Raw genomic sequence first — 23,943 nt, 5'->3', positions numbered from 1 at the left:
TTTCTCCGCCTTTCTTATCGCTTCTCTTTTTCATGATGTTATTATTCTCCACCATTTTTAGATTATTCTTCCTGACTAAGAAAGCTTGATTTTTGACAAGTTGTAAAAGAGGGAGTAAAATATAAATATAAAGCGTAATCATTACGTTTTGATAACGAAAAGAGTTTTGACATTGAAAAGAGATATTCATCCAACCTCACATGAAGTTGTATTTATGGACGTAAACAGCGGTTACCGCTTCTTGAGTAAATCGACAAAGACATCCAATGAGACAGTAGAATGGGAAGATGGGAAAACGTATCCTGTGATTAAAGTAGAAACAAGCTCTGATACGCATCCTTTTTATACAGGACGACAAAAATTCGGAGAAAAAGGCGGAAGAGCCGAGTTGTTTAAGAAAAAATATCAAATGTAATAAAAAGCACACCTACAATGGTGTGCTTTTTTGCAGCAAAAAACCCCGGATGATCACCCGAGGTTCTAGTAATTAATCATTTAAAGCGGTTTTTAAGGTCTTTAGATTTTGTTTCATTAAGCTGATGTAGCTTTCGCCATTTTTGGCATCATCTTCAGTAATAGATTCTAGATTTTTAAGTGTGAGGCTTTTTGCCCCAATTTCACTGCGGATTGTATCTGATACTTTGCTGCTGACGTTGTTTTCAAAAATCACATATTGAATGTGATGCTTTTCAGCTTTTTGTACAATGCTTTCGAGCTGCTTTTGTGAAGGCTCTTCAGAAGCGGATAATCCTAATACACTGATTTGCTCAATGCCATAGCGCTTTTCCCAATAACCGTAAGCTGCGTGAGAAACAAGGATTTCTTTATGTTTTGCTTTAGATAACGTTGTGTTGAACTCTTGATCTAGCGATTGCAAATCCTTTTTTAGTTTTTCATAGTTTTTTGTGTATTCGTCTTTATGATCTGGATCTAATGAAACGAGAGTGTCCTTAATGTTTTTCGCCATTTGCTGTGCATAAACTGGGTCTAACCATGCGTGAGGATCTTTATCTCCATGGTCGTGTTCATCATGGTCATGAGCTTCACTTTCATGGTCGTGATCATGGTCTTCGCCTTCTTCATGTGAATGCTCTTCTTTTGTCGATAACAATTTGATGCCTTCGGCTGCTTTGACTGTTTTCACGCCTTGGTCTTTTAACGTAGAAGCGGTTTTATCAGCGAATGCTTCAGCTCCTGTACCGCTGTAGATGAAGGCGTCACCTTCAGCCATTTCAACCATCGTTTTTGAACTTGGTTCAAAGCTGTGTGCATCTGCATTGGCAGGGTACACACTTTGTGCATGAACGTGAGAACCGCCAATTTTTTCAGTGAAATCTTGGATCGGGAAGATCGTGGTGTAAATGGTTAGTTTCCCGTCTGCCTTTCCTTTTGAAGCATTTGTCCCCGTACTGCTTGAGCAAGCGGCAAGACCGATCGCAAATAAAACAGCTGTTAAAATATAAAAGATTTTTTTCATGTAGAAATGTCTCCTCTCAATCTATTAGATAGAAATGATTACGATTTAATGTCCTGAGTTATTGTATCGTAATAATTACGATTTGAAAAGAGGAAAATAAAAAAATTTCATCAGCAGATGTTTCCTTTAAAAAAATGCGCTGCAAAACGTGACGAAATTTCTCACATTGTGCTATATTTATTTTTAAAAAAGATAAAGGAATGGGCAAACGTATGAAACTTTTAGATGAAATCATCGAATATAATCAACAGTTTATTGAAGAAAAGAAATACGAAGAATTTACAACAACGAAGTTTCCACAGAAAAAAGCTGTCATTCTGTCATGTATGGATACAAGACTTGTCGAGCTGCTTCCGCGTGCAATGAACATGAAAAATGGAGATATCAAGATCGTTAAAAGTGCTGGTGCTCTTGTTTCTCATCCATTTGGAAGTATCATGCGAAGCATTTTAGTGGCTGTTTACGAATTAAATGCTGACGAGGTTTATGTCATTGGGCATCATGATTGTGGTATGAGCAAAATAGACAGTCAAACACTTTTAAACAAAGCCATTGAGCGTGGTATTCCAGAAAAGCGTATTGAAGTACTGGAATACTCAGGAATCGACTTTAAACAGTGGCTCAAAAGCTTTAGTTCTGTTGAAGAGAGCGTGAAGGACAGTGTGTCCGTTGTAAAAAATCACCCGCTTCTTCCATCAGATGTGCCTGTGCACGGTCTTGTCATTGATCCTGGAACAGGCAAGCTTGACTTAGTCGTCAACGGATATGAAGAAAAATAAGTTATTTTTCCTTTTTCGGCGGGACAGGATCGATGCCGCCAGGGTGGAGCGGATGACATTTTAAAATCCGTTTGATGGTGAGCCAGCCGCCTTTTAAAGCGCCATGCGTTTTGATCGCCTCTAGCCCATAGTTTGAGCATGTTGGGTAAAACCGGCAGCTAGGCGGTGTAAGAGGGGAAATACATTTTTGATAAAAGCGTATGATGCCGATAAAAATTTGTTTCATAGAGGTTCCTCCTTGTCTGTCTTTCACAGTATAAGAAAAAAGGACAAGGAAGGAAAGTTTTATAAACTAAGCTGGTCGGAGAAATATGTTATAATATAGGAAATTGCAATTATAGGAGTGGTGATTATGCCTTCAGTTGAAAGCTTTGAACTTGATCATAATGCTGTAAAAGCGCCATACGTTCGTCATTGCGGCGTTCATAAAGTGGGATCAGATGGGGAAGTAAATAAATTTGATATTCGTTTTTGTCAGCCTAACAAGCAGGCGATGAAACCTGATACGATTCATACATTAGAGCATTTACTTGCGTTTAACATTAGAACACATTCAGAGAAATACGATCATTTTGATATCATTGATATTTCTCCAATGGGCTGCCAGACAGGCTACTATTTAGTGGTCAGTGGTGCACCTACTCCAAAAGAGATCGTTGAACTTCTTGATGCAACATTCAAGGATGCAGTTGAGGTAACAGAGATTCCTGCTGCAAACGAAGAGCAATGCGGCCAAGCGAAGCTTCATGACCTTGAAGGGGCAAAACGTTTGATGCGTTTCTGGCTTTCTCAAGATCAAGAAGAGCTTCTAAAAGTATTTGGTTAATAGATCATAAACCGGACATGTTGATGTCCGGTTTTTTGAATTCGATCATGAGATGTCAAAATAGGGGATATTTGTTAAAATGGACATGTCAGTAAAAGAAGGGGGAAACTCGGGATGCGAAAAATGTTGGGAATGATTTTGATGCTCATGTTACTAAGTGCATGTGGGAACTCTGCAGCAAATAGCGGCAAAGGGGAGGTGCCTGAGCTATTAGAAGTGAAGATTACAGGACCTGAGCAAGTGGAAAAAAATGAAAGCGTTATAGTAAAAGCAGCTGTCACATATGGTGATACCCCTGTTGATGATGCAGACGATGTTCAATTTGAAGTGTGGAAAGATGGTGACAAAGATAACAGCAAGATGATTCAGCCAAAGAAAGAGAACAAAGGTGTATATGAATTGCATACAGCCTTTAAAAAAGATGGCCTTTATATCATACAAGTCCATGTGACAGCTAAACAGCAGCATAATATGCCGAAGACGAACATCCACGTAGGTGATGTGAAAAAAGAGAGTTCATCTACTGAAGCAGAAACCTCACATCATTAAGTGCGATTTATTTAGGGTTAGGACGTTGGTTTGGTTCAGCATCCTGTGGTGAATCGATTTTATGCTTATATTCATAAGCCTTCGATGTTGTCCACAGTGATAAAAAGACAACGATTGAGATAATGATAAAGCTGATAATCCCAAGTAACAGCATCTAACTCCCTCCTTATTTCCATATTAACATATATTTCATGCAGTCAAAATAGAAGAAATTCATGGTAGGTTTCAGTATAATAGGAAAAGGGTATTCTCATACTATAAACGCAATTACATAAGGAGGAATGAACATGTCTGAAAAATTATTAAACGTCGTCAATAAACAAGTAGCTGATTGGACTGTGCTTTACGTGAAATTACATAACTATCATTGGTACGTAAAGGGAAAAGACTTCTTTACACTCCATGAGAAATTTGAGGAACTTTATACAGAAACAGCGACATACATTGATGATTTGGCTGAGCGTATGCTTGCGTTAAATGGACAGCCTGTTGCGACAATGAAAGAATGCTTAGAAATTTCTAGCATTCAAGAAGCTGAAGGCAATGAATCAGCGGAGCAAATGGTGAAAAATCTATATGATGATTTCTCCAATATCGCAGAGGAATTAAAGCAAGGAATGGAGCTGGCTGGAGAAGTTGGCGATGAAACAACAGGTGATATGCTGCTTGCGATACATCAATCTATTGAGAAACACAACTGGATGCTTAAAGCATTTTTAGGATAATACGAATGTGAAAGGAATGTCGATCATAAGATCGGCATTCTTTTTTGATGGATTTGTGACAGACAGCCCATTGAAATCATAGGGCTTTCAGCCGAAGAGAAAAGAGAAGGGAGGGGAGAAGATGTCTTCCATTGCAGGAATGATGAGTCAGCAAGTCGCGAGCATTCAAAGAACACTCAATATTAGTTTGTTGAATTCACAGCTTGCTACGAATACAGCACAAGCCATGGTCATGCTGGATCAAGTTCAGCAGCAGCCTCAAGCTGTTCAGCCAAAGGATTCAGACGCTCGCTTTATTGATGTCAGAGTCTAAGAATGGAAGCCGCCGCACAAGGCGGCTTTTTTTCTTGTCATCACTCTGTCTGATTTAAAAGACGACGCCTTTATTTTTTGTCGTCCAAGCTATTGCGAGGATCCGGCATATACTATTGAGGTAAGGAGTTCCACTTTGAAAGGATGTTGATGCCATGTGAGCAAGGATTTAGGCATCTTTTCGTTGTTTACAGTCAGTTTGTCAGCGATGGGCTTTCTGTTTGGTGGAGCAGGATATTTACTGATGATATTAGTGACACTGATGGCCATCGAATTAATTTGTTCAAGCCTAAGAGAATCTTTGACAGGGCAGCTCACAATGAAACGTTTTTTTACACGGCTTGTTCGAAAGATTGTGACGGTCTCCTTAATATCGATGGCGCATTTCTTCGATGTCATGCTGAAGACAAATGGGATGATTAAGGATTTAGCGATCATCTTTTATATTATTTATGAATCTTACCAAATCGTCTCGACAGCCAATGCCCTCGGAATTCCCATTCCACAGTTGTTTATTGATGTGTTGGACATGTTGAAAAATAAATTACGCAAAAAGCCGTAATTTCTTCATATCTGGTCATACTAAAGGAAAAAGGATGAATCAGATGGCGAGACACACATATTATGTATCTGTACAGGATGGGTCGATATCGCAGCATAGAGATGCGGCGGCTTGGCAATTTCAAATAGAAGCAGATGATGATCAAATTTTGCAGCTGAGAGACTATTTCGATGAACAGTATATGACAGATTGGAAAGGCTTCTTTCGAGCGCATGTTCCGTTTCTAGAATATCATTATGACAGTCCGAATGATGAAATGGATCGAAAAAGACAAGAGATTTACTCAATGATTTATGAGCTCGGGAATGAAGAGACAAAGAACTTTATTGAAACAAATGGATTAATGAATTGAAAAAGCATGTAGAGATTTTCTACATGCTTTATTTTCGCGGTTGTAAGATGCCTCCGATCAGGTCACTAAGCCCGCCTTTATTCTCTTGCTGTGATGTCTGTGAATTAGTGAAATCATGAGAAGAGCTCTGGCTTTGAGGCTTGTAGCGGTTATCATCTAAACCAACCCGTAAGCCAGATGTGCGCTCAGATGGCTGGATAATGACAATTTGGTCTTGTTCTTGAAACTCAAATAAGTAGGATTCACCAGATGTTTGTCCAATGAAGGTTTTCCAGTTCACATCTAATTTGACCTTCGGTGCTTTGCCTGTCCAAGCGACAATGGCGTCAGGATCTACACGGCAGGGGGCTTTTAAAATGAGCGGGTTTCCATTCGTTTTAATGGCGACCTGCGCTCCGTGGCCTTGATAGGAGAGCTTTGATGTAAACAGTCCTTTCTGTGATAAAATACCAACGCCTACTGGTGTCACGCCGTAATGACACTCCTCAGTAAAGGCAAGTAGATCTTCACTTTCTACACTTACATGCTGCCAAGGACCGCTCGGCTCAAGATTAATCACTGTCACGTGCTCGCTGGAATCAGCTAAATAACAAGTACCTTGTCCACTCACTTCCATCACCTCAAGGTTTTCACCTGTCAATTTTCTGCTGATGTGGTTAAATACTTGACTGACCATATTTCCTTTATTTGTCCCGAGTAGTCGTTTGCGGTATTGAAACGTTCCTTGATCGGCAATCATTGCGCCTTTTTTCGCAAAAAAGATTCCGCTGCCTTCTGCTTGTAAAGTGAGTTCTTCTATCGTGTTGAAATGAAATCCCATTGGTGCCGGCTCCTTTCCTGCGTCAAGATGTGAATCCGTAGATGCGGCATAAGTCATTTAAATCTAACGTAGTTCCTTGCCCAGTCGCGATAATTTCCCATTCGTCCTCATCTCTTATGAGTTCAGCGCAAATGATGGAGGTACAATACGAATAATCTTCTGTTAATTGAAAGGTACAAATCTCTTGTTGCGAGATTTGATCAGTAAGATGCACGTAGGCGTTGGTCACTTGTCCAAAATGATGCTTGCGCTCGTGTGCATCATGTATTGTGGCTGTTACGACGATTTTATGAATATCAGGTGAGACTCTGCTTAATTGCATAATGATCATTTCATTGTCTCGATACCCGCCGCCAAATTGATGATCACCTAGATGACGAACAGCCCCGTCTAAGCTTTGCTGCTGATGATAATAGATCAGATGGCTTGGAGACAACAGCTTGTCCTCTTCATTTAAGAGAAACACTTGCGTATCTAAATCAATTGGCTGGCCAGCCAGATCCCAGCCAAGCCCGATATGAATTTGGTCGATATTTGGATTGTCTTTTGTTAAATCTAGCTTTTGTCCTTTGATGAGGTGTTTCTTGATCACCTCATGAGGTGCGTCTTCTTTCTCATTTTTCCTGAGCGGAAGCGCTTGATCTTTCTCTTGTTTTGACCCATTTGTTATACTCATGCTGTTTTCCTCCTCGTCGTGATAGGACAAACCCTTATTGATTTACGTCATCAAGGGATAAAAGGTTTCATGATTAAAATTGGATGAAGTTGGAGATGATAAAAAGGTTTTAGCAACAATAACCTCATTTTAAATACAGACGAGATGAAACCACTCGTTTGTTTCACTTTTGATAAAAATTCTTCAGAGAAATGTGATCTGTGGTATGATGTTTTACAAGAAGCAAGGACAGGATATGAGGGATTTCACATGCATGTATTTAAAGACTATTATCATAATACGGTCAAGCTCTCCTTTGAAGAGAAGCCTTTTTCAAGTCATCCAAAGCATGTTTGGGCCATCTGCCGCTACCAGGGAAAATGGCTGCTCACTGAACATGAGGATCGGGGCTATGAGTTTCCAGGAGGGAAAGTTGAGCCAAATGAAGAAGCAGACCAAGCCGCTATACGTGAGATTCAAGAAGAGACGGGTGCTGTTGTTCGTGAATTAACGTATATTGGCCAATATCAGGTGCTAGGCAGAGAAAAGGTCATCGTAAAGAATATTTATTTCGCTGATATTGAAAGGCTAGTGAAGCAGGACACGTATTTTGAAACGAAAGGACCTGTTCTTTTCGCAGACTTGCCAAGATCTATCGCAAAAAATAAGAATTTCAGTTTTATTATGAAAGATGATGTGCTAAGACAAAGTCTTGCTTATTTAGAAAAGAACGGTTTGATTCGTTAAAAAAAGCGCAGGGAGACCATCCCTGTGCTTTTTTTATTTTTGGAGAAAACGGCGTTCGAGCCATTCCACAAGCTGGTACATGATGGTAGCAAACACAGCAATAATGAAAAGACTTAAGAACACGAGTGTAAAGTTGAAGACTTGAAAGCCGTAAATAATCATGTAGCCGAGCCCTTTTGAGGATACAAGAAATTCCCCTACAATGACCCCAACCCAAGAAAGACCGACATTGACTTTAATGGCAGAAATCATCGTTGGAATACTGGCTGGCAACATGACCTCACGAAAGACGACGCCTTTTTTCGCGCCAAAGGTTTTCATCACCTTTAAATAATTCTCATCGACCTCTTGAAAGGCAGTGTAAATGACGATCGTTGTAATAATCACACTAATGATCGCACCCATCGCGACGATGCTGATCATGCCAGGACCAAGGGCAACAATTAAAATGGGGGCGAGGGCAACTTTCGGCATGGCATTTAAAATGACTAAATAAGGATCAAGAACGTTTGCTAATCGGGTGGACCACCATAAGGCGGCAGCGAGCAAAATGCCGCAAAAGGTACCAAGTAGAAAACCGAGCACCGTTTCAAATAACGTAATACTCATATGATTTACTAAAGAACCATCTGATATTTTTTGCACAAATAATTGGCAGACCGCAGATGGTGAACTGAAAATCAGCGGATCGATGAGCCTGAAATGACTGGCAAGCTCCCAAAGCGAAAAGAAGCTGGCGAATATGATGAACTGATAGATACGTGTGATACGTTTTTCCATTCGGTATTTTTTGCGATAGGCTTCATGTAAAAGGTCACTGTGTTTCAACTGTTTTCAGCTCCTTCCAAATCGTTTGAAAGAGCTCTTGGAAACGCGGGGTCTGTCTCGCTTCGAAAGGAGAGAGAGCCCTTATATCGTCTGGTACGGTAAAGATTCGCTGGATAGAGCCTGGATGCTTTGAGAATAAGAAAATGCGGTCACTCATCGCAATGGCTTCGCCGATGTCATGTGTCACAAGGACTGCTGTTTTTTGATAGTTTTTTAATGTGTGAAAGACGAGATCTTCTAATGTCAGTTTGGTTTGGTAGTCTAGCGCTGAAAATGGCTCATCTAGTAAAAGCAGACCGGGATCAACTGCAAGCGTTCGGGCGAGAGCCGCACGCTGCCTCATTCCGCCAGACAGCTCCTTAGGATATTTTTCCTCTACTTCATGCAGTCCAAACTTTGGCAGTAAATCAAGGGCAGCTGAGGTGGCCTCATGTGAATCTTGTTTCGCAATTTTTAACCCGAGAATCACATTTTCCTTGATGGTTTTCCAAGGAAACAAATAATCTTGCTGGAGCATATAGCCGATTTGATGCTCCTTTTGATTTGGTTCTTTTCCTTCGATTAAAATTCGACCTTCAGAGGGCGGCGTAATGCCTGCGATGATAGACAGCAAGGTGGTTTTTCCGCAGCCGCTGGGACCAATAAATGAGATGAATTCACCTTGGTCTATCTCCATATTGATGTGCTGTATAGCCGTTGTTTTTTCTTTTAAAGAGAAGTACGTGTGGGTCACATGGTCAATTTGAAGGAAAGACATGTGCTACCTCCTATTCTATTTGTGATCTGTGACCTTCTTTGCAATGGATGAATCGACAAGTTGTTTGTACGGGATAAATTCCGGCAATTCACCGCTCTCCTTCATGATTTCCTGCAATTTGTTCCATTCCTCTTCATTCAGAAGGGGATCTGTTGCATAGGAATCTTGCTGTTTGTAGCGTTTGATGGCAGTTGATAAGACATCAAGATCTGTATCAGGAAAATGAGATTGAATGGCCTTTGCGATCTCCTCAGGCTGCTTGGCTTCTACCCATTTCTGCGCTTTGTAAATGGCTCGGGTGAAGGCTTCAGCTGTCTCTTTGTTTTCCTCTAAGTAACTCTTCTTTGCCATGAAGGTAGTATATGGCACTTTGCCAGAAGCTTCTCCAAAGGAGGCGGTAATGTACCCTTTACCTTCTTTTTCAAGTAAGGAAGCGGTCGGTTCGAATAACTGCACAAAATCGCCAGTTCCAGAGGAGAACGCACCTGAAATGTTGGCAAAATCAATATTTTGAATCATGCGAAGATCCTTTTTTAAATCAATGCCTTCCTTTTTCAAGACATATTCACCGACCATTTGCGGCATGCCGCCTTTCCGCTGTCCTAAGAAGTCTTTTCCTTTTAATTGATCCCAAGAGAATTGGTTTATTTCCTCCCTTGAAACAAGAAATGTGCCGTCTGTTTGTGTCAGCTGTGCAAAGTTCATGACAGAGTCCTTTGTGTCTTGAGCCTCTACATAGATAGAGGATTCAGACCCGGTCAGGGCGATATCAGCACCGCCTGATAAGAGAGCTGTCATCGTTTTATCACCGCCCCAAGTGGTTTTCAGTTCAACCTCCAAGCCTTCTTCTTTGAAGAAATCCTCTGATAAGGCGACATATAGCGGAGCATAAAAGACCGAATGGGTCACCTCGGCTACTTGTACGGTCTGCTCTTGTTCTTTTTTACAGGCGACAAATGGAATAAAGAGCAGGACCACGACGATGAATGCCAGTCTGACTTTGATGGAACGATTCAAGAGTAATTCGCCTCCTTTGTTCTAGATCACTATTAAAGTATGTGAAAAGGGATTTTTGGTGAGTGCCTAGATGAAAATAAGAAGCGCATTGTTTATTTATAGAACGCGTCTTTTTTTCTATACTAGGGGAATGAATGCTTTCTTGAATTTGGCAGAAATAAAGGAGCGGTTTCGTGTATAAAGTGAGTTGGGTATTTGTTGGATGGTATTTAGTAGGTCTTATCTTAATGGTCTTTTTTGAAGTGCCAGCATGGCTTCAGTTTGCAAACGGAATCTTTCTTGTACTGTATGCCTGCTGCGTCATAGAGATTGGGCGACATATTTATGGCTCATGGGGGCTTGTGATCAAAAGGGCAGCCATTGTTGGGGTGCTTACATTTACGGTTGAGTGGGTAGGTATCACAACGGGGTTTCCATTCGGGGCCTATGACTATTATCCGACATTAGGTTTTCTAGTGGCAGGGGTGCCCTTAACCATTGCGTTTGCATGGGTTGGCGTGTTTTTAAACAGCCTTTTTTTATCCAGTCAGCAGTCAAAGTGGAGACGAGCCGTCGAAACGGGGATATGGATTGTCTTGCTTGACCTCATATTAGATCCAGTAGCAGCTGAGCGGAAGTTTTGGGTGTGGTATGACGGCGGTGGGTTTTATGGTATTCCTTTTGAGAATTTTATGAGCTGGGGTATGATTGGAGCAGGACTTTCATTTCTTTTCCCGCTTGTTTCAATTGATCAAAAGGCACTCAGCTGGACGAGCCGTATTTATCAGGCGATGGTGTTCTTTTTTGGTCTTTTGGCATTAAAGGGCGGACTCGATGTCATTTTTTATTTAGCACTGATCATTGTCATTTTGTGTGAAGGAAGGGTTCGATTTGAAAGAAAGCGACAAAAGCCGATCGTTTAGACGTATATTTTTACTTTATCTTGAGCGGTATTTACTCCATAAGCATTTCCGCTGTGTGATGATGAAAGGCTCGGTGGACCCGAAGGAGAAGCTGCCTGTTCTTTATCTCGCCAATCATAGCTCATGGTGGGATGGACTGATCATTTTTCTTTTAACAGAAAAAGCGTCTGAACTTGATCACTACATGATGATGGAAGAGAAGCAGCTGAAGCAATATGCTTTTTTCCGTAAGCTTGGAGCGTTTCCGGTTCATAAAGAGAACCTGAAAAGTGTCAAACAAGCATTGATGACAGCAAGAGAGAACATGCAGGCTGGCGGGGCTGTATGGCTTTTTCCACAGGGGAAAATTATGCATCAGGATATGCGGCCGCTTGAACTGGAAGGAGGGGCTTCTTTTTTAGTGAAGCAATTTGAGCAGGTCGTGGTGAAGCCTGTGACCTTGCAGTATACATTTAATCAATTTCAAAAGCCGACAGTTTCTGTTGTGTTCGGCGAAGATGCCTTAGTATCTGGCGGGGCACTACGAAGCAAGGACGTGACGCGTATGCTTGGAGATCTGCTTGAAACGCAGTTAAACCGACATCAAGCGCAGGTCATCGCTGATCCTGATCTTTCATTAAACGAAGAATTTAAACAGATGACAAGGACAAGTCAGTCAACAAGTGATGCGTTTGATTCTTTTAAAAAGTGGGTGAAAACATGGCGCTCTTCTTAACCGTGATCAGTGTGCTGCTGCTTTGTCAGTTTATGTTCACCATATGGAATATGAAGCAGTTTCCCGTGATAAAGTCCGCTTCTTTTTCGCCAGATGAACCCATTTCGTTATCGATACTGATTCCGGCTAGAAATGAGGAGAAGCGGATAGAAGCCTGTCTTCAGTCGATCGTTGATCAACGTCTTTATCCGAAAGAGCTCATTGTTCTTGATGATCATTCGACAGATCAGACAAGAGCGATTGTGGAGCGCTTTGCAGAAGCGTATCCGTGGATTCGTGTCCAGTCAGGCCAAGCGTTAAAGCAAGGCTGGCTAGGTAAATCATTTGCCTGTTCTCAGCTCGCTGAGGCAGCAGCTTCTGATTGGCTGCTATTTTTAGATGCGGATGTCCGGTTAAAAAGAGGGGCAATTGAAGCAGTGTATCAGCAGGTATGCACGCAAAATACGGGCATGCTGTCAGGCTTCCCAGAACAAAAAACAGGTACATTCTTTGAGCATCTTGTGGTTCCCATGATGATGTTTACCATAGGCTGTCATCTGCCAGTGAAGTGGGTAAGGAATTCAAGGAACCCCGCTTTTGCCGCAGCACATGGAGGCTTTATTGCCATTGAAAAGAATTGCTATCACGACATCGGCGGGCATGAAGCGATTAAGAATTCGCTAGTGGATGATATGGCCTTGGCTAGACGAGTGAAGGAAAAAGGCTTTCCGTTCACACTTGCAAGCATTCATCCATTTGTGTATATGAGAATGTATGAGAGTGGACAAGAGGTTTGGGAAGGCTACCGGAAAAATTTGTTCCCAGGAGTCAATCGAAGCATTGCTTTATTAAGCAGTGTCTTTTGTTTATACACCCTGCTTTATTTGGCTCCTGTCATTTGTTTGATGATGGCATTGCTGCAGCTTGATGTGCTCAGTATATGCATAGCCATTCTTTGCTATGGGATGGGTGTGTCGATCAAAGCGGCAATTGATATCGAGAACGGGAGAACATCTGCAATGGCCTTTTTATTGCCGGTCAGCATTTTAAGTTTGATCGCCATTGGCTTTGCTTCTATGAAAATCGGGCTGAAAAAAGAAGGGTATGAATGGAAAGGGAGAAGGTACGAATGAAAAAAGTGATCATCATCGGCGGCGGGCTTGGCGGATTATCAGCAGCGATCCGCTTGCAGTCACGAGGGGTTCAGGTCACCATATTAGAAAAAGAAGCGGCTTTAGGCGGGAAATTGCAGCGCCATCAGGGAGCTGGCTACTCTTTTGATCTAGGACCGAGTACCATTACAATGAAGTCATACTTTGAGGAAGTGTTTGCTTCCTGTCATAGACGGATGGAGGATTACGTCACATTTTATCCGATTTCTCCCCTGACCAAAAACGTTTTTTCAGATGGACATACGGTCGAATTTACGCCCAATATTGAGCAAATGGAATCTCAAATTGCAGCATTCAGTCCTGAGGATGCGAAGCAATACCGTTCATTTTTACAGGAATCAAAGATGCTTTTTCAAAAGGCTGAGGAGCAGTTTTTAAATCGTTTGTTATTGACGTGGAAGGATAAGGCGGATGTAAAGCTCATGAAAGCACTTCTCTCTGTCAAACCGTTTACAACCGTTCAACGCCTGCTGCGTCAATATTTCCGTCATCCGCATACTTTGGCGATGTTTGGACGGTATGCTACATACATCGGCTCTTCTCCCTATGAGGCACCGGCTATTTTTAATATGATGGCGTATTTAGAAGGGGAGAAAGGGATTTATGGAATAAAGGGCGGTACATATCGTTTAGTTGAAGCATTTGAGACTTTGGCAAAGGAATTAGGCGTACAGATTCACCTCAATGAACAAGTCAACAAGATTCATGTGAAGGACCGGCGAATCAAAGGAGTAGAGACGGCTCAGCAGATGTATGAAGCAGATCAAGTCATTGCAGGGGCGGACGCGCTGACTGTTTACCGCCATCTGATTGATGAAAAAGACCGCCCAAGCTTTTTAAATCAAAAGCTGGCTAATATTGAACCGTCATTATCTGGCTTTGTTCTCTTATTAGGTGTACCTAAAGTCTATGAACAGCTGTCCCATCACAATGTGTTTTTCCCAGAGAATTATGAGCAAGAATTCAAAGATATTTTTCAGAAAAAACAACTGCCTCAGGATCCAACGCTTTACATATGTTATTCAGGTCATTCAGAACCAGCTTTAAGCGGAGGACAGGGAAGAAGCAACCTTTTTGTACTGACGAATGCGCCTTATGTGACAAAAGAGCAAGATTGGGGCATGTTAAAGGAGACATACCCGCAGCATTTGAAAACAAAATTAAAGGAAAAGGGTCTCTTTGATATGGATGAGGTTGCCGAATATGAAGCGGTTCAAACTCCGCTTGATCTGCAGCAGAAAACAGGAGCATATCATGGCGCCATTTATGGCATGTCTTCCAACTCGTTCAAGCAGGCGTTCTTCCGAATCAATAATCAGTCAAAGGACATTGAAGGGCTTTGGTTTGTTGGAGGAACAACTCATCCAGGCGGCGGCACGCCGATGGTGACAAAATCAGGCCAGCTCGTCGCAGAAGCGATCATTTTAAGCACTTGACGTAAGAACAGATGAAAAGGAGAGAAATCAAGTGATTGTGGAAAAAAGAAGGTTTCCGTCCCCCCATCCGCATATTCACTTATTTACAGTGACCTATGAGGCAGATGGGCTTCGGATCAAAGGGCTGCTCGCTGAACCGGCCGGAGAAGGTTTCTATGACGGCTTTTTGTATTTACGAGGCGGCATTAAAAATGTGGGGATGGTGAGACCAGGCCGGATTGTGCAATTTGCAGCGCAGGGCTTTGTCGTATTTGCTCCCTTTTACCGAGGAAATCAGGGAGGCGAAGGGAACGAAGATTTTGCCGGTGAGGACCGGAAAGATGCTTTTGCTGCCTTTCAATTGTTAAAGCACCACAAAAAGGTGAAGCAGGATCGTATTCATATCTTTGGTTTTTCGCGCGGAGGGATTATGGGCATTTGGACCGCTGTTGAAATGAAACAAGAGGCGGCTTCCTTTGTGACATGGGGAGGCGTCAGTGATATGAAGCTCACCTACGAAGAGCGTGTGGATATGAGAAGAATGATGAAGCGTGTGATTGGCGGTCCCCCGCACAAGGTGCCAGAGGCCTATGAGGACAGAACGCCTTTAAATGATGTGGACAAAATTGAAGCGCCTGTTCTCATCATCCACGGAGAAGAGGATCAGAATGTATCGATTGAGCATGCGTATTTATTAGAAGATGCGCTGCGCCAGCACGGAAAGTCAGTGGAGACTTGGTATTTTCATGGATACAACCATTATTTCCCACCGCAGCATAATCGGGAAATTGTCAGAAGGCTGACGACATGGATGCACAGCCGGAAAAGCGGAAATGTGGTAAAATAAGCAGTATAACGAAATTTAGAAAGTAGGGGGATTTTCAATATGGGAATGCCTGTTGAATTTAATACAATGATTGTCACGAAGGGAAAAGAGACAAGAATTGAAGAAAATGTATTTGAGCTCATGAAGGAAGGGTACCGCATTTATCCATTAAATATTCCGCTTGAGGTGCGTAAAACGAAAGACGGAGAAAAAACAGGGACAGCACACGTTGAAAAGCTGGAGCTGACAGACAATGTGACAAAGGTTACTTACCGTCTCGTGTCATTACATTCAACGAACTAACAAAAAAAGCTGAGGGAATGATTCCCCTCAGCTTTTGCCATTTGATTATACGCGTGGTCCGCCTTTGGCTTCAATGTCACTTGCTGCGTGGCTGAATTTTTGGAAGTTCTTTTTAAATTCATTGGCAAGGAAGTGTGCTTTTTCTTGATAAGCCTCTTGGTCATCCCATGTTTTAGAAGGTTGAAGCACTTCATCTGGTACGCCAGGAATATGAAGCGGGATGTGTAATCCAAAGATGTCATCAGTGATCATTTCGGCGTTGTCGAGGTCACCTTCGATCGCTGCCTGCACCATTGCTCTAGTATGCGCTAGATTCATGCGTTTGCCTGTACCATAGCCTCCGCCAGTCCAGCCTGTATTCACAAGGAATACTTTTGCGCCGTGCTCATCAATTTTTTTGCCAAGCATTTCAGCATAGACGTGAGCTGGAAGCGGCAAGAACGGTGAACCGAAGCAAGTAGAGAATGTCGTTTCTGGTGATGTGACACCGCGTTCAGTTCCTGCTAATTTACTTGTGTAACCGCTCAAGAAATGGTACATTGCCTGTTCTTTTGTTAAACGGCTGATTGGAGGTAAAACGCCAAATGCATCAGCTGTTAAGAAGACAATGGCAGAAGGATGTCCTGCGATACTTGGCTTCACGATGTTATCAATCATTTCGATTGGGTAAGCAGCGCGTGTGTTTTCAGTGAAGAATGTGTCATCATAATCCGCTTCACGTGTTTCTTCATCAAGCACAACATTTTCAAGAACTGATCCGAAGCTGATGGCTTTGTAGATTTGCGGTTCTTTTTCTTCGCTTAAGTTCACACATTTCGCATAACATCCGCCCTCAATATTGAAGACTCCTGAGCCAGACCAGCCGTGTTCATCGTCACCGATCAGCTTGCGGCTTGCACTTGCAGAAAGCGTCGTTTTCCCAGTACCTGAAAGGCCGAAGAATAATGCGACATCGCCTTCTTGACCGACGTTTGCTGAGCAGTGCATGGATAAAATATCTTGCTCAGGAAGCAGGTAATTCATGACAGAGAAAATGGACTTTTTCATCTCTCCTGCATATTCTGTACCACCGATCAGAATGGTGCGTTTTTCAAAAGAAACGATAATAAACGTTTCAGAGTTTGTGCCATCTGTTTCAGGATCTGCTTTAAAGTGCGGTGCAGATAAGATGGTGAACGGTTTTTCGTTTGAAGAAGGTGTGGATCCGTCAGGTCTGATGAACAGCTGCTTTGCAAAGAGATTGTGCCATGCAAATTCGTTTACCACTGTAATTGGCATACGGTATCTTTCATCAGCGCCGGCAAATCCTTCAAAGACGAATAGTTCATCACGTTCTTTTAAGTATGACACAACCTTTGTATATAAACGGTCAAATGCTTCTTTAGAGATCGGCTGGTTGACTTGACCCCAATCAATTTTATGTTCAGAGCTTTCTTCTTTGACGATAAATTTATCTTTAGGCGAACGTCCTGTGTAGGCACCAGTTGTAGCGCGGACAGCTCCTGTTGATGTTAAGACGCCTTCATCACGTGCCAAAATCTTTTCAACAAGTTTCGGAACAGATAAATTTTGGTGCGTATTTTCTAATGAGAACAATGACTGCAAATCTTCTTTTAAATCCACTGAGTTCATAAAAAAACCCTTCCTTTACCGTTGAATTTGTTTGTTTCGATTAGTATAACACATTGATAATAATAGTCTATACTATTTAAATATTTTTGTGTGTGTTTTTTCATTTCTGCTATGAAAATATGCTTTTTGGTGATGCTAAGGGTGAGGTAAAAAAAGAGGGGAGATAATTCTGATGAAGCATTGACATGATGCAAGGGTTTGAGATAAGATATCTTATTGAACGGATACTCTTATCCCGAGTTGGTGGAGGGACAGGCCCGATGAAGCCCAGCAACCGGTTTCTTGTGAAAAAGGCATGAATATGCTGAGAAACCAAGGTGCTAACCTGATGCAAGGTACAAGAACACCTTGAGCGATAAGAGTGAAAGGCATGCGATCTCAGACCCTTTCCTCGCAATGAAGGAAATGGTTTTTTTATTTTTGGGATATCATATGAACAAATTGCCAATAACATCTCTAATAGAAACGTTTTCAAATATAAGAGGGAACGAGTTCCGTATCATATTGGAGGCCTCATCTTGGGATGATGTGGTCTTGTACAGGAGGAAATAGCCATTATGAGTCAAAATCGTCGTTTATTTACTTCAGAATCAGTAACAGAAGGACATCCGGATAAAATCTGTGATCAAATTTCAGACAGCATTTTGGATGAAATTTTAAAGAAAGATCCAAATGCACGTGTTGCCTGTGAAACTTCTGTTACAACGGGTCTCGTATTAGTAAGCGGTGAAATTACAACGTCTACTTATGTCGATATTCCAAAGACGGTGCGTGACACGATTAAGGAAATTGGCTACACACGTGCGAAATATGGTTTTGATGCGGAAACATGTGCAGTGCTCACATCCATTGATGAACAGTCTGCTGATATTGCGCAAGGTGTAGACAAAGCGCTTGAAGCACGTGAAGGAACAATGACTGAAGAAGAAATTGATGCGATCGGTGCAGGTGACCAAGGATTGATGTTTGGTTTTGCCAACAACGAAACCGAAGAGCTCATGCCGCTGCCGATTTCACTAGCGCATAAATTATCTCTGCGTTTAACAGAAGTGCGCAAGGATCAAACACTTGCCTATCTTCGTCCAGACGGAAAAACACAAGTAACAGTAGAATATGATGAGCAAAATAAACCTGTTCGTATTGACACAGTGGTTATTTCTACGCAGCATGCACCAGAAGTGACGCTTGAACAAATTCAAAGCGACTTAAAAGAGCATGTCATCCGCCCTGTGGTTCCAAGCGAACTCATTGACGAAGAGACAAAATACTTTATTAACCCAACAGGCCGTTTCGTCATCGGTGGACCTCAAGGAGATGCTGGTTTAACTGGACGTAAAATCATCGTTGATACGTATGGCGGGTACGCTCGTCATGGCGGCGGTGCTTTCTCTGGGAAGGACGCAACAAAGGTTGACCGTTCTGCGGCGTACGCTGCTCGTTACGTAGCGAAAAACATCGTAGCTGCCGGTCTTGCAGATTCTTGTGAAGTACAACTTGCTTATGCAATTGGTGTTGCACAGCCTGTATCGATTTCAATTGATACATTCGGAACAGGAAAAGCTTCTGAAGAAAAATTAATTGAAGTGGTTCGTGCGAACTTTGATCTTCGTCCAGCTGGCATTATTAAAATGCTTGACCTGCGTCGTCCGATCTATAAACAAACAGCTGCATACGGACATTTCGGCCGTCATGATTTAGATCTTCCGTGGGAAAAAACGGATAAAGCCGATACGCTTCGTAAAGAAGCATTAGGACAATAACAACATAGAAAACCGCTTATTTTAAGCGGTTTTCCTTTTGATTAAAAAAATTCTACAAAAAGTGAAAAAATGTGAAACAAAATCGGACAAAATACTGTCTAATTATAGGTCTACTTTTAAGAAATAACATAACGTGGAGGCAATAATATGTGTGGGTTTGTTGGTGTATTTAATCACCGTCCATTGTCCGAAACTACTGAGCAGGAAGAGTTAATTAAACAAATGAATCGTCTCATCGTTCACCGTGGTCCCGATGATGAGGGTTACTTTCATGACGAGCATGTAGGATTTGGATTTAGACGTTTAAGTATTATAGATGTTGAGCACGGAAAGCAGCCGCTTTCTTATGAAGATGAAAAGTATTGGATTATTTTCAACGGAGAAATTTATAACTATGTGGAGCTGAAGGAAGAGCTTGTGAAAAAGGGCTATACGTTCAGCACAGATTCTGATACGGAAGTACTGCTTGCCACATACCGTCATTATAAAGAAGAGGCGGCTTCTAAACTTCGCGGCATGTTTGCATTTTTAATTTGGGATAAAGAAGCGCAGCAATTATATGGCGCGAGAGATCCTTTTGGCATCAAACCGCTTTATTTTACACAAATGGATGAGCAAGTGTACTTTGCGTCTGAACGCAAAAGCTTGATGGCTGTGAACGAGAACATCTTATTTGATGAGACTTCATTGCAGCAGTACATGTCGTTCCAGTTCGTTCCTGAGCCAAATACACTTGATCAAAAGGTGCACAAAGTTGAGCCTGGTCATCAGTTTATTTTACGCCCAGGACAGGAGATCGAATTTAAGACATACTGGAAGGTTCAATTCAAGCCTGAACAAACACAAGAAGAGAAATTAATAGAAGAAGTACGCGATGCAATCTATGATTCTGTGAAAGTTCACATGAGAAGTGATGTACCTGTTGGTTCATTCCTATCAGGTGGTATTGATTCTTCCTTCATCGTGTCTGTCGCAAAGGAATTACACCCTGAGCTGAAGACATTCTCTGTTGGCTTCCAGCAGGATGGCTTTAGTGAAGTCGATGTCGCGAAGGAAACAGCTGATAAGCTAGGCTTACAAAACTTCAGTGCCGTCATTTCTCCAGAGGAATATATGAACGAGCTTCCGAAGATTGTCTGGCATTTAGACGATCCTTTAGCTGATCCGGCGGCGATTCCATTGTATTTTGTGGCAAAAGAAGCGAAGAAACAAGTGACGGTTGTTCTTTCAGGTGAGGGAGCGGACGAGCTGTTCGGCGGATATAATATTTACCGTGAGCCTCTTTCTCTTAAACCATTTGAATCTGTACCATCTATGCTGAAAAAGCTTCTTCTTCGTCTGGCGCGATTAATGCCAGAAGGAATGAAAGGGAAGAGCTTTATCGTTCGCGGCTGTACGCCATTAGAGGAACGTTATATCGGTAATGCGAAAATCTTTGAAGAGCCAGTGAAGAAAAATCTCTTAAAACATTATGATCCAAGCATCACGTATCGTGACGTAACGAAGACATACTTCGAGGAAAGCGCAGGCTACAGTGATATTAACAAAATGCAATATGTTGATATTCATACGTGGATGCGCGGAGACATCTTACTGAAAGCAGACAAGATGACGATGGCGAATTCTCTTGAGCTTCGTGTTCCATTCCTTGATAAGGTCGTTTTTGAAGCGGCTTCTAAAATTCCAGAAGAGCTGAAAACAAAAGATGGCACAACGAAATATTTATTGCGTAAAGCAGCAGAGGGCATTGTGCCTGACCATGTGTTAAACCGTAAAAAGCTTGGTTTCCCTGTGCCAATTCGTCATTGGCTGAAAAATGAGATGAATGCTTGGGCGAAAGACATCATCAAAAACAGTCAAACAGATGAATACATTAACAAGCAATATGTGCTTGATTTATTAAATGAGCATTGTGCTGGCAAAGCAGATCATAGCCGTAAGATTTGGACCGTCCTCATCTTTATGATTTGGCACAGCATTTATGTGGAGCGCAGCATTGATCCAGAGCAGTTGAATCATCAACCGAAAGAAGTCATCTTTAGTTAATGAAAAAAGGTTTTCAGCTTTGTGCTGAAAACCTTTTTTGTCATGATAGAAAGCAGTGGAAAAGGGTAAAATAACAAGCGGTTCATAGTTATTGCTTAATATCCTGAAAAAAACATGATAAAGTGAAGATACACGTATGATGTTAACGGGATAAAAGGGAACGATAGTATTGTCCTTTTTCTACATATTCTCTACGGATTCTGTCCATGTCTTGGATATCTTCATCTGTTAACTGACGGACGACCTTGGCTGGACGGCCAAAAGCGAGTGATCCTTTTGGAATAACCTTTCCTTGAGGGACAAGACTACCTGCACCGATAAAGGCACCTTCGCCAATTTCTGCACCATCGAGAATGATGGACCCCATACCAATGAGGGCATTTTTTCGAATGATTGAGCTATGTAATGTGACTTGGTGTCCAATGGTAGCACCATCTTCTATAAGAAGTGTTTTTCCAGGACTTTGATGCAGACAGGATAAATCTTGAATATTGACGTTTTTTCCAATTCTCACAGGAGCGACATCGCCTCTGATGACGGTTTGAAACCACACGCTCGAATATTCTCCAATCGTGACATCACCAGTAATGGTGACGTTATCTGCGACAAAGACCGATTCATGAATCTCAGGTGTAAACTGATGATATGGATAAATCACTTTTTCGACTTCCTTTCTTAATACAACATTTGTGAGGTGTTTACTTTGTGGACTTGGCATGCTGAAAGACCAGTTGGTACAATTGTAATTGTACATGGTGCGAGTGAATATCACGGCCGATATAAATGGCTGATCGAAATGTGGCGAAATGCAGGCTATCACGTCGTTATGGGTGACCTCCCTGGGCAAGGGACATCGACACGTGCGCGCGGCCACATTCGCTCGTTTCAGGAATACATTGATACAATAGATGAATGGATCGAACATGCGAAATCATTCAGGCTTCCTACTTTTTTACTTGGACACAGTATGGGTGGACTCATTTCAATTGAGTGGATCAAGCAGTATACCCATACGAAGATTGATGGCCTTATTTTATCATCACCTTGTTTAGGTCTGCAATTTAAACCGAAGAAGCTAATGGATTTTGCATCAAAAGGTCTAAATGTGCTGGCACCGTCCTTTAAAGTCGAGTCAGGGCTGTCGATTGAACTAGCCACACGGAATCAGGCTGTGATTGAGGCAGACTCAAATGATTCTCTTTACGTAACAAAGGTGTCGGTTCGCTGGTACCGAGAGCTGATCAAAAATATTGATGCGGCCATGCAGCCAACGAATGTCTTTAAATCGATTCCGCTCCTTTTAATGCAGGCGGGCGATGATAAGATCGTGGATAAAACGAGGGTGATCAAATGGTTCAATGGCATTGAATCAACCAATAAATCATACCGTGAATGGGAAGAACTGTATCACGAAATTTTTAATGAACCGGAAAGAGAAGATGTGTTTAAGGCAGCAAGAGCCTTTACAGATCAATATATTTGATGGTGAGCTTTAAGTTGGGGGTGGATTGATTTGTCAGTACCAGAGCGTCCTTTTGCACTGATGACAAAGGTGTATAAAGATATTTTTCCGCTTGTTCATCAGGAGCTGAAAAAGTGGCGGGCTCATGCAGAAATGATTGAAAATGAAGAACTGCGAACGCAGGCACTAGCGAGCATATCCAGTAAAACCTTTCACTGTGAAGGCGGAGGCATTTTATCTCTTCTAGCAGGTGAGGCGAAAGAAACGTGTATTGAATTCATTGTGGCGTATCAAACCATCAGTGATTACTTAGATAACCTATGTGACCGCAGCACGTCGCTGGATCCAAAAGATTTTCATATGCTGCATCAAGCGATGAGAGATGCGCTTGATATTCATGCTGAGCTCAAGCCTTACTATCAATTCCGTGATGATCAAGAGGATCATGGGTATTTACATGCGCTTGTCCGCACATGTCAAGACGTGCTTACGCGCCTTGAGCATTATCCAATCATTCAGCCATATTTACACACGCTGTGTGATTACTACAGTGAATTGCAAGTACATAAACACGTCGTTCCTCATGAGCGGGTCCCGCGGCTAGAATCGTGGTTTCGCCAGTATGAAAAGGATTTGCCTAAGATGGAATGGTATGAATTTTCAGCTTGTGCAGGATCAACGTTAGGGATTTTCTGTCTTGTGGCGTATGCGCTGCAGCCGGATTTTACAGAAAAGCAGGCGAAGCAAATTTACGAAAGCTATTTCCCTTATATCCAAGGTCTGCACATTTTACTTGATTATTTAATTGACCAAGAAGAAGACCGGCTTGGGGGAGATCTGAACTTTTGCTCCTACTATGCTTCTCATCATGAGATGATGGATAGACTTCAGCATTTTATTGAAAAAGCGGATGAGCAGCTGAAAGGCATTCCGCACGAAAACTTTCACAAATTGATTAACAGAGGGTTACTGGCAGTCTATTTGTCCGATGAAAAAGTGACAGCCCAAAAAGAGATGAATAAGCTGGCAAAACGGCTGATCAAATCAAGCGGGAAAACATCATTCTTTTTCTATATCAACGGAAGAGCTTACCGGACCTATCAGAAAATGCCTTGGATGAAATCCTCATAAAAAAGCTCAAATCCATTAGGATTTGAGCTTCAGCGCGCAGACAAACCCTCGCATTCTTTGTCAGTCCTGCGCGCCGGTACTCACGAATGTCAAATTCGCTCCGTTCCGGTGCTCGTTCTTCCTAGACTGCAAAGGTTTTCTATCACGCTGAAAGAAGACAAAGGGCTAAAATAAAAATCATTTTGGCCCTTTGT

Annotated in this window: 29 protein-coding genes and 1 riboswitch; of the genes, 19 read left to right on the top strand and 10 right to left on the bottom strand. The window is 42.0% G+C overall.

The features are described 5' to 3' along the window. Nucleotides 1-172: 172 nt before the first annotated feature. Nucleotides 173-415 carry a type B 50S ribosomal protein L31 gene (locus tag C6344_RS09600; protein ID WP_034665302.1) on the top strand — a complete coding sequence of 81 codons (243 nt, stop codon included), beginning with the start codon at nt 173-175 and terminating at the stop codon, nt 413-415. A 72-nt stretch (nt 416-487) separates the two neighbouring features. Here the strand turns inward: C6344_RS09600 and C6344_RS09595 are convergent, their stop codons facing one another. Then, nucleotides 488-1,477 (bottom strand): metal ABC transporter substrate-binding protein, encoded by a 990-nt coding sequence (locus tag C6344_RS09595; RefSeq protein ID WP_106072893.1) that lies wholly within the window; start codon nt 1,475-1,477, stop codon nt 488-490. A 212-nt stretch (nt 1,478-1,689) separates the two neighbouring features. Here C6344_RS09595 and C6344_RS09590 point away from each other — a divergent pair, with 212 nt between their 5' ends. Continuing rightward, a complete protein-coding gene (locus tag C6344_RS09590) occupies nt 1,690-2,256 on the top strand; it encodes a beta-class carbonic anhydrase (protein ID WP_034665310.1) in 567 nt (188 codons plus the stop codon). Nucleotide 2,257: 1 nt separating this feature from the next. Here C6344_RS09590 and yidD read toward each other — a convergent pair whose 3' ends face one another. Beyond that, the gene (gene yidD, locus C6344_RS09585; RefSeq protein ID WP_003217666.1) at nt 2,258-2,482 is read right to left on the bottom strand and encodes a membrane protein insertion efficiency factor YidD; all 225 of its coding nucleotides are present in this window, start codon (nt 2,480-2,482) and stop codon (nt 2,258-2,260) included. Nucleotides 2,483-2,608: 126 nt separating this feature from the next. Between yidD and C6344_RS09580 the strand changes: the two genes are divergently transcribed. Both C6344_RS09580 and C6344_RS09575 read left to right on the top strand, forming a co-directional pair. Beyond that, nucleotides 2,609-3,082 (top strand): S-ribosylhomocysteine lyase, encoded by a 474-nt coding sequence (locus tag C6344_RS09580; protein WP_003217624.1) that lies wholly within the window; start codon nt 2,609-2,611, stop codon nt 3,080-3,082. A 114-nt stretch (nt 3,083-3,196) separates the two neighbouring features. Next, nucleotides 3,197-3,631, top strand: a complete 435-nt coding sequence (locus tag C6344_RS09575) for a FixH family protein (RefSeq protein ID WP_060597098.1) — start codon at nt 3,197-3,199, stop codon at nt 3,629-3,631. Nucleotides 3,632-3,638: 7 nt separating this feature from the next. Here the strand turns inward: C6344_RS09575 and ytzI are convergent, their stop codons facing one another. Next, nucleotides 3,639-3,785 carry a YtzI protein gene (ytzI, locus tag C6344_RS09570; RefSeq protein ID WP_034665318.1) on the bottom strand — a complete coding sequence of 49 codons (147 nt, stop codon included), beginning with the start codon at nt 3,783-3,785 and terminating at the stop codon, nt 3,639-3,641. Nucleotides 3,786-3,918: 133 nt separating this feature from the next. Here ytzI and C6344_RS09565 point away from each other — a divergent pair, with 133 nt between their 5' ends. The 4 genes from C6344_RS09565 (at nt 3,919) to C6344_RS09550 (ending at nt 5,582) form a co-directional block, all read left to right on the top strand. Next, nucleotides 3,919-4,356 (top strand): Dps family protein, encoded by a 438-nt coding sequence (locus C6344_RS09565; RefSeq protein WP_003217576.1) that lies wholly within the window; start codon nt 3,919-3,921, stop codon nt 4,354-4,356. Between the two features lie 121 nt (nt 4,357-4,477). Further along, the gene (locus tag C6344_RS09560; RefSeq protein ID WP_034665322.1) at nt 4,478-4,669 is read left to right on the top strand and encodes a hypothetical protein; all 192 of its coding nucleotides are present in this window, start codon (nt 4,478-4,480) and stop codon (nt 4,667-4,669) included. A 156-nt stretch (nt 4,670-4,825) separates the two neighbouring features. Further along, nucleotides 4,826-5,230 (top strand): phage holin family protein, encoded by a 405-nt coding sequence (locus C6344_RS09555; RefSeq protein WP_060597096.1) that lies wholly within the window; start codon nt 4,826-4,828, stop codon nt 5,228-5,230. 43 nt (nt 5,231-5,273) lie between these two features. Continuing rightward, nucleotides 5,274-5,582 carry a hypothetical protein gene (locus tag C6344_RS09550; RefSeq protein ID WP_034665329.1) on the top strand — a complete coding sequence of 103 codons (309 nt, stop codon included), beginning with the start codon at nt 5,274-5,276 and terminating at the stop codon, nt 5,580-5,582. A gap of 28 nt (nt 5,583-5,610) precedes the next feature. Here C6344_RS09550 and C6344_RS09545 read toward each other — a convergent pair whose 3' ends face one another. Both C6344_RS09545 and C6344_RS09540 read right to left on the bottom strand, forming a co-directional pair. Continuing rightward, nucleotides 5,611-6,402 (bottom strand): AIM24 family protein, encoded by a 792-nt coding sequence (locus C6344_RS09545; RefSeq protein WP_034665541.1) that lies wholly within the window; start codon nt 6,400-6,402, stop codon nt 5,611-5,613. Nucleotides 6,403-6,424: 22 nt separating this feature from the next. Next, complete coding sequence (locus C6344_RS09540) at nt 6,425-7,078, bottom strand: TerD family protein (RefSeq protein WP_060597067.1); 654 nt, start codon at nt 7,076-7,078, stop codon at nt 6,425-6,427. 249 nt (nt 7,079-7,327) lie between these two features. On the opposite strand from C6344_RS09540, the gene ytkD reads away from it, so the two are divergent. Beyond that, nucleotides 7,328-7,804, top strand: coding sequence for an RNA deprotection pyrophosphohydrolase (gene ytkD / locus C6344_RS09535; RefSeq protein ID WP_034665337.1), 477 nt, complete (start codon nt 7,328-7,330; stop codon nt 7,802-7,804). 33 nt (nt 7,805-7,837) lie between these two features. On the opposite strand, the gene C6344_RS09530 is transcribed toward ytkD, so the two are convergent. The 3 genes from C6344_RS09530 to C6344_RS09520 are packed head-to-tail and all read right to left on the bottom strand — an operon-like array spanning nt 7,838 to nt 10,406. Further along, a complete protein-coding gene (locus C6344_RS09530; protein WP_370876318.1) occupies nt 7,838-8,584 on the bottom strand; it encodes an ABC transporter permease in 747 nt (248 codons plus the stop codon). Between the two features lie 34 nt (nt 8,585-8,618). Further along, nucleotides 8,619-9,389: an ABC transporter ATP-binding protein gene (locus tag C6344_RS09525; RefSeq protein ID WP_034665342.1), complete on the bottom strand. Its 771-nt coding sequence runs from the start codon at nt 9,387-9,389 to the stop codon at nt 8,619-8,621. Between the two features lie 15 nt (nt 9,390-9,404). Further along, complete coding sequence (locus tag C6344_RS09520) at nt 9,405-10,406, bottom strand: ABC transporter substrate-binding protein (protein WP_060597065.1); 1,002 nt, start codon at nt 10,404-10,406, stop codon at nt 9,405-9,407. Nucleotides 10,407-10,579: 173 nt separating this feature from the next. On the opposite strand from C6344_RS09520, the gene C6344_RS09515 reads away from it, so the two are divergent. From C6344_RS09515 to C6344_RS09490, 6 genes are read left to right on the top strand one after another with little or no spacing between them, the layout of a single operon-like run. Then, a complete protein-coding gene (locus C6344_RS09515) occupies nt 10,580-11,308 on the top strand; it encodes a carotenoid biosynthesis protein (RefSeq protein ID WP_060597064.1) in 729 nt (242 codons plus the stop codon). Beyond that, nucleotides 11,277-12,023: a lysophospholipid acyltransferase family protein gene (locus tag C6344_RS09510; RefSeq protein ID WP_060597063.1), complete on the top strand. Its 747-nt coding sequence runs from the start codon at nt 11,277-11,279 to the stop codon at nt 12,021-12,023. The genes C6344_RS09515 and C6344_RS09510 overlap by 32 nt, the downstream gene beginning before the upstream one ends. After that, nucleotides 12,008-13,135, top strand: coding sequence for a glycosyltransferase family 2 protein (locus tag C6344_RS09505; protein WP_106072588.1), 1,128 nt, complete (start codon nt 12,008-12,010; stop codon nt 13,133-13,135). Before C6344_RS09510 ends, C6344_RS09505 begins: the two co-directional genes overlap by 16 nt. Then, a complete protein-coding gene (locus tag C6344_RS09500; RefSeq protein ID WP_106072892.1) occupies nt 13,132-14,610 on the top strand; it encodes a phytoene desaturase family protein in 1,479 nt (492 codons plus the stop codon). The genes C6344_RS09505 and C6344_RS09500 overlap by 4 nt, the downstream gene beginning before the upstream one ends. A gap of 31 nt (nt 14,611-14,641) precedes the next feature. Next, nucleotides 14,642-15,436, top strand: a complete 795-nt coding sequence (locus C6344_RS09495; RefSeq protein WP_060597060.1) for an alpha/beta hydrolase family protein — start codon at nt 14,642-14,644, stop codon at nt 15,434-15,436. 39 nt (nt 15,437-15,475) lie between these two features. Further along, nucleotides 15,476-15,718 carry a DUF2584 domain-containing protein gene (locus tag C6344_RS09490; protein ID WP_003217584.1) on the top strand — a complete coding sequence of 81 codons (243 nt, stop codon included), beginning with the start codon at nt 15,476-15,478 and terminating at the stop codon, nt 15,716-15,718. Between the two features lie 45 nt (nt 15,719-15,763). Here C6344_RS09490 and pckA read toward each other — a convergent pair whose 3' ends face one another. After that, complete coding sequence (gene pckA, locus C6344_RS09485; protein WP_060597059.1) at nt 15,764-17,350, bottom strand: phosphoenolpyruvate carboxykinase (ATP); 1,587 nt, start codon at nt 17,348-17,350, stop codon at nt 15,764-15,766. 227 nt (nt 17,351-17,577) lie between these two features. Further along, nucleotides 17,578-17,712, top strand: a riboswitch (SAM riboswitch). A gap of 195 nt (nt 17,713-17,907) precedes the next feature. On the opposite strand from pckA, the gene metK reads away from it, so the two are divergent. Together metK and asnB are read left to right on the top strand one after the other, a co-directional pair. Then, nucleotides 17,908-19,110: a methionine adenosyltransferase gene (gene metK / locus C6344_RS09480; protein WP_034665356.1), complete on the top strand. Its 1,203-nt coding sequence runs from the start codon at nt 17,908-17,910 to the stop codon at nt 19,108-19,110. Between the two features lie 147 nt (nt 19,111-19,257). After that, the gene (gene asnB, locus C6344_RS09475) at nt 19,258-21,156 is read left to right on the top strand and encodes an asparagine synthase (glutamine-hydrolyzing) (protein ID WP_060597058.1); all 1,899 of its coding nucleotides are present in this window, start codon (nt 19,258-19,260) and stop codon (nt 21,154-21,156) included. A 142-nt stretch (nt 21,157-21,298) separates the two neighbouring features. On the opposite strand, the gene C6344_RS09470 is transcribed toward asnB, so the two are convergent. Next, nucleotides 21,299-21,814 (bottom strand): gamma carbonic anhydrase, encoded by a 516-nt coding sequence (locus C6344_RS09470; RefSeq protein ID WP_106031925.1) that lies wholly within the window; start codon nt 21,812-21,814, stop codon nt 21,299-21,301. Nucleotides 21,815-21,859: 45 nt separating this feature from the next. On the opposite strand from C6344_RS09470, the gene C6344_RS09465 reads away from it, so the two are divergent. Then, nucleotides 21,860-22,639 (top strand): alpha/beta hydrolase, encoded by a 780-nt coding sequence (locus C6344_RS09465; protein ID WP_034665364.1) that lies wholly within the window; start codon nt 21,860-21,862, stop codon nt 22,637-22,639. A 30-nt stretch (nt 22,640-22,669) separates the two neighbouring features. Then, on the top strand, nt 22,670-23,749 hold the full coding sequence (locus C6344_RS09460; protein WP_106072891.1) for a tetraprenyl-beta-curcumene synthase family protein: 1,080 nt from the start codon (nt 22,670-22,672) through the stop codon (nt 23,747-23,749). Nucleotides 23,750-23,943 lie beyond the last annotated feature (194 nt).

Origin of the sequence: Bacillus sp. GBSW19, from assembly GCF_002998655.1 — a bacterium.
Taxonomy (GTDB): Bacteria; Bacillota; Bacilli; order Bacillales; family Bacillaceae; genus Bacillus.
Note: the sequence above shows the minus strand (reverse complement) of the source record. Positions and strands in the feature narration are given on the sequence as shown.

Excerpts from the sequence above, each read along its gene's own strand:
- C6344_RS09595 (WP_106072893.1), bottom strand. The coding sequence starts at position 1,477 with ATGAAAAAAATCTTTTATATTTTAACAGCTGTTTTATTTGCGATCGGT.
- C6344_RS09590 (WP_034665310.1), top strand. The coding sequence starts at position 1,690 with ATGAAACTTTTAGATGAAATCATCGAATATAATCAACAGTTTATTGAA.
- yidD (WP_003217666.1), bottom strand. The coding sequence starts at position 2,482 with ATGAAACAAATTTTTATCGGCATCATACGCTTTTATCAAAAATGTATT.
- C6344_RS09580 (WP_003217624.1), top strand. The coding sequence starts at position 2,609 with ATGCCTTCAGTTGAAAGCTTTGAACTTGATCATAATGCTGTAAAAGCG.
- C6344_RS09575 (WP_060597098.1), top strand. The coding sequence starts at position 3,197 with ATGCGAAAAATGTTGGGAATGATTTTGATGCTCATGTTACTAAGTGCA.
- ytzI (WP_034665318.1), bottom strand. The coding sequence starts at position 3,785 with ATGCTGTTACTTGGGATTATCAGCTTTATCATTATCTCAATCGTTGTC.
- C6344_RS09565 (WP_003217576.1), top strand. The coding sequence starts at position 3,919 with ATGTCTGAAAAATTATTAAACGTCGTCAATAAACAAGTAGCTGATTGG.
- C6344_RS09560 (WP_034665322.1), top strand. The coding sequence starts at position 4,478 with ATGTCTTCCATTGCAGGAATGATGAGTCAGCAAGTCGCGAGCATTCAA.
- C6344_RS09550 (WP_034665329.1), top strand. The coding sequence starts at position 5,274 with ATGGCGAGACACACATATTATGTATCTGTACAGGATGGGTCGATATCG.
- C6344_RS09545 (WP_034665541.1), bottom strand. The coding sequence starts at position 6,402 with ATGGGATTTCATTTCAACACGATAGAAGAACTCACTTTACAAGCAGAA.
- C6344_RS09540 (WP_060597067.1), bottom strand. The coding sequence starts at position 7,078 with ATGAGTATAACAAATGGGTCAAAACAAGAGAAAGATCAAGCGCTTCCG.
- ytkD (WP_034665337.1), top strand. The coding sequence starts at position 7,328 with ATGCATGTATTTAAAGACTATTATCATAATACGGTCAAGCTCTCCTTT.
- C6344_RS09530 (WP_370876318.1), bottom strand. The coding sequence starts at position 8,584 with ATGGAAAAACGTATCACACGTATCTATCAGTTCATCATATTCGCCAGC.
- C6344_RS09525 (WP_034665342.1), bottom strand. The coding sequence starts at position 9,389 with ATGTCTTTCCTTCAAATTGACCATGTGACCCACACGTACTTCTCTTTA.
- C6344_RS09505 (WP_106072588.1), top strand. The coding sequence starts at position 12,008 with ATGGCGCTCTTCTTAACCGTGATCAGTGTGCTGCTGCTTTGTCAGTTT.
- C6344_RS09500 (WP_106072892.1), top strand. The coding sequence starts at position 13,132 with ATGAAAAAAGTGATCATCATCGGCGGCGGGCTTGGCGGATTATCAGCA.
- C6344_RS09490 (WP_003217584.1), top strand. The coding sequence starts at position 15,476 with ATGGGAATGCCTGTTGAATTTAATACAATGATTGTCACGAAGGGAAAA.
- pckA (WP_060597059.1), bottom strand. The coding sequence starts at position 17,350 with ATGAACTCAGTGGATTTAAAAGAAGATTTGCAGTCATTGTTCTCATTA.
- metK (WP_034665356.1), top strand. The coding sequence starts at position 17,908 with ATGAGTCAAAATCGTCGTTTATTTACTTCAGAATCAGTAACAGAAGGA.
- asnB (WP_060597058.1), top strand. The coding sequence starts at position 19,258 with ATGTGTGGGTTTGTTGGTGTATTTAATCACCGTCCATTGTCCGAAACT.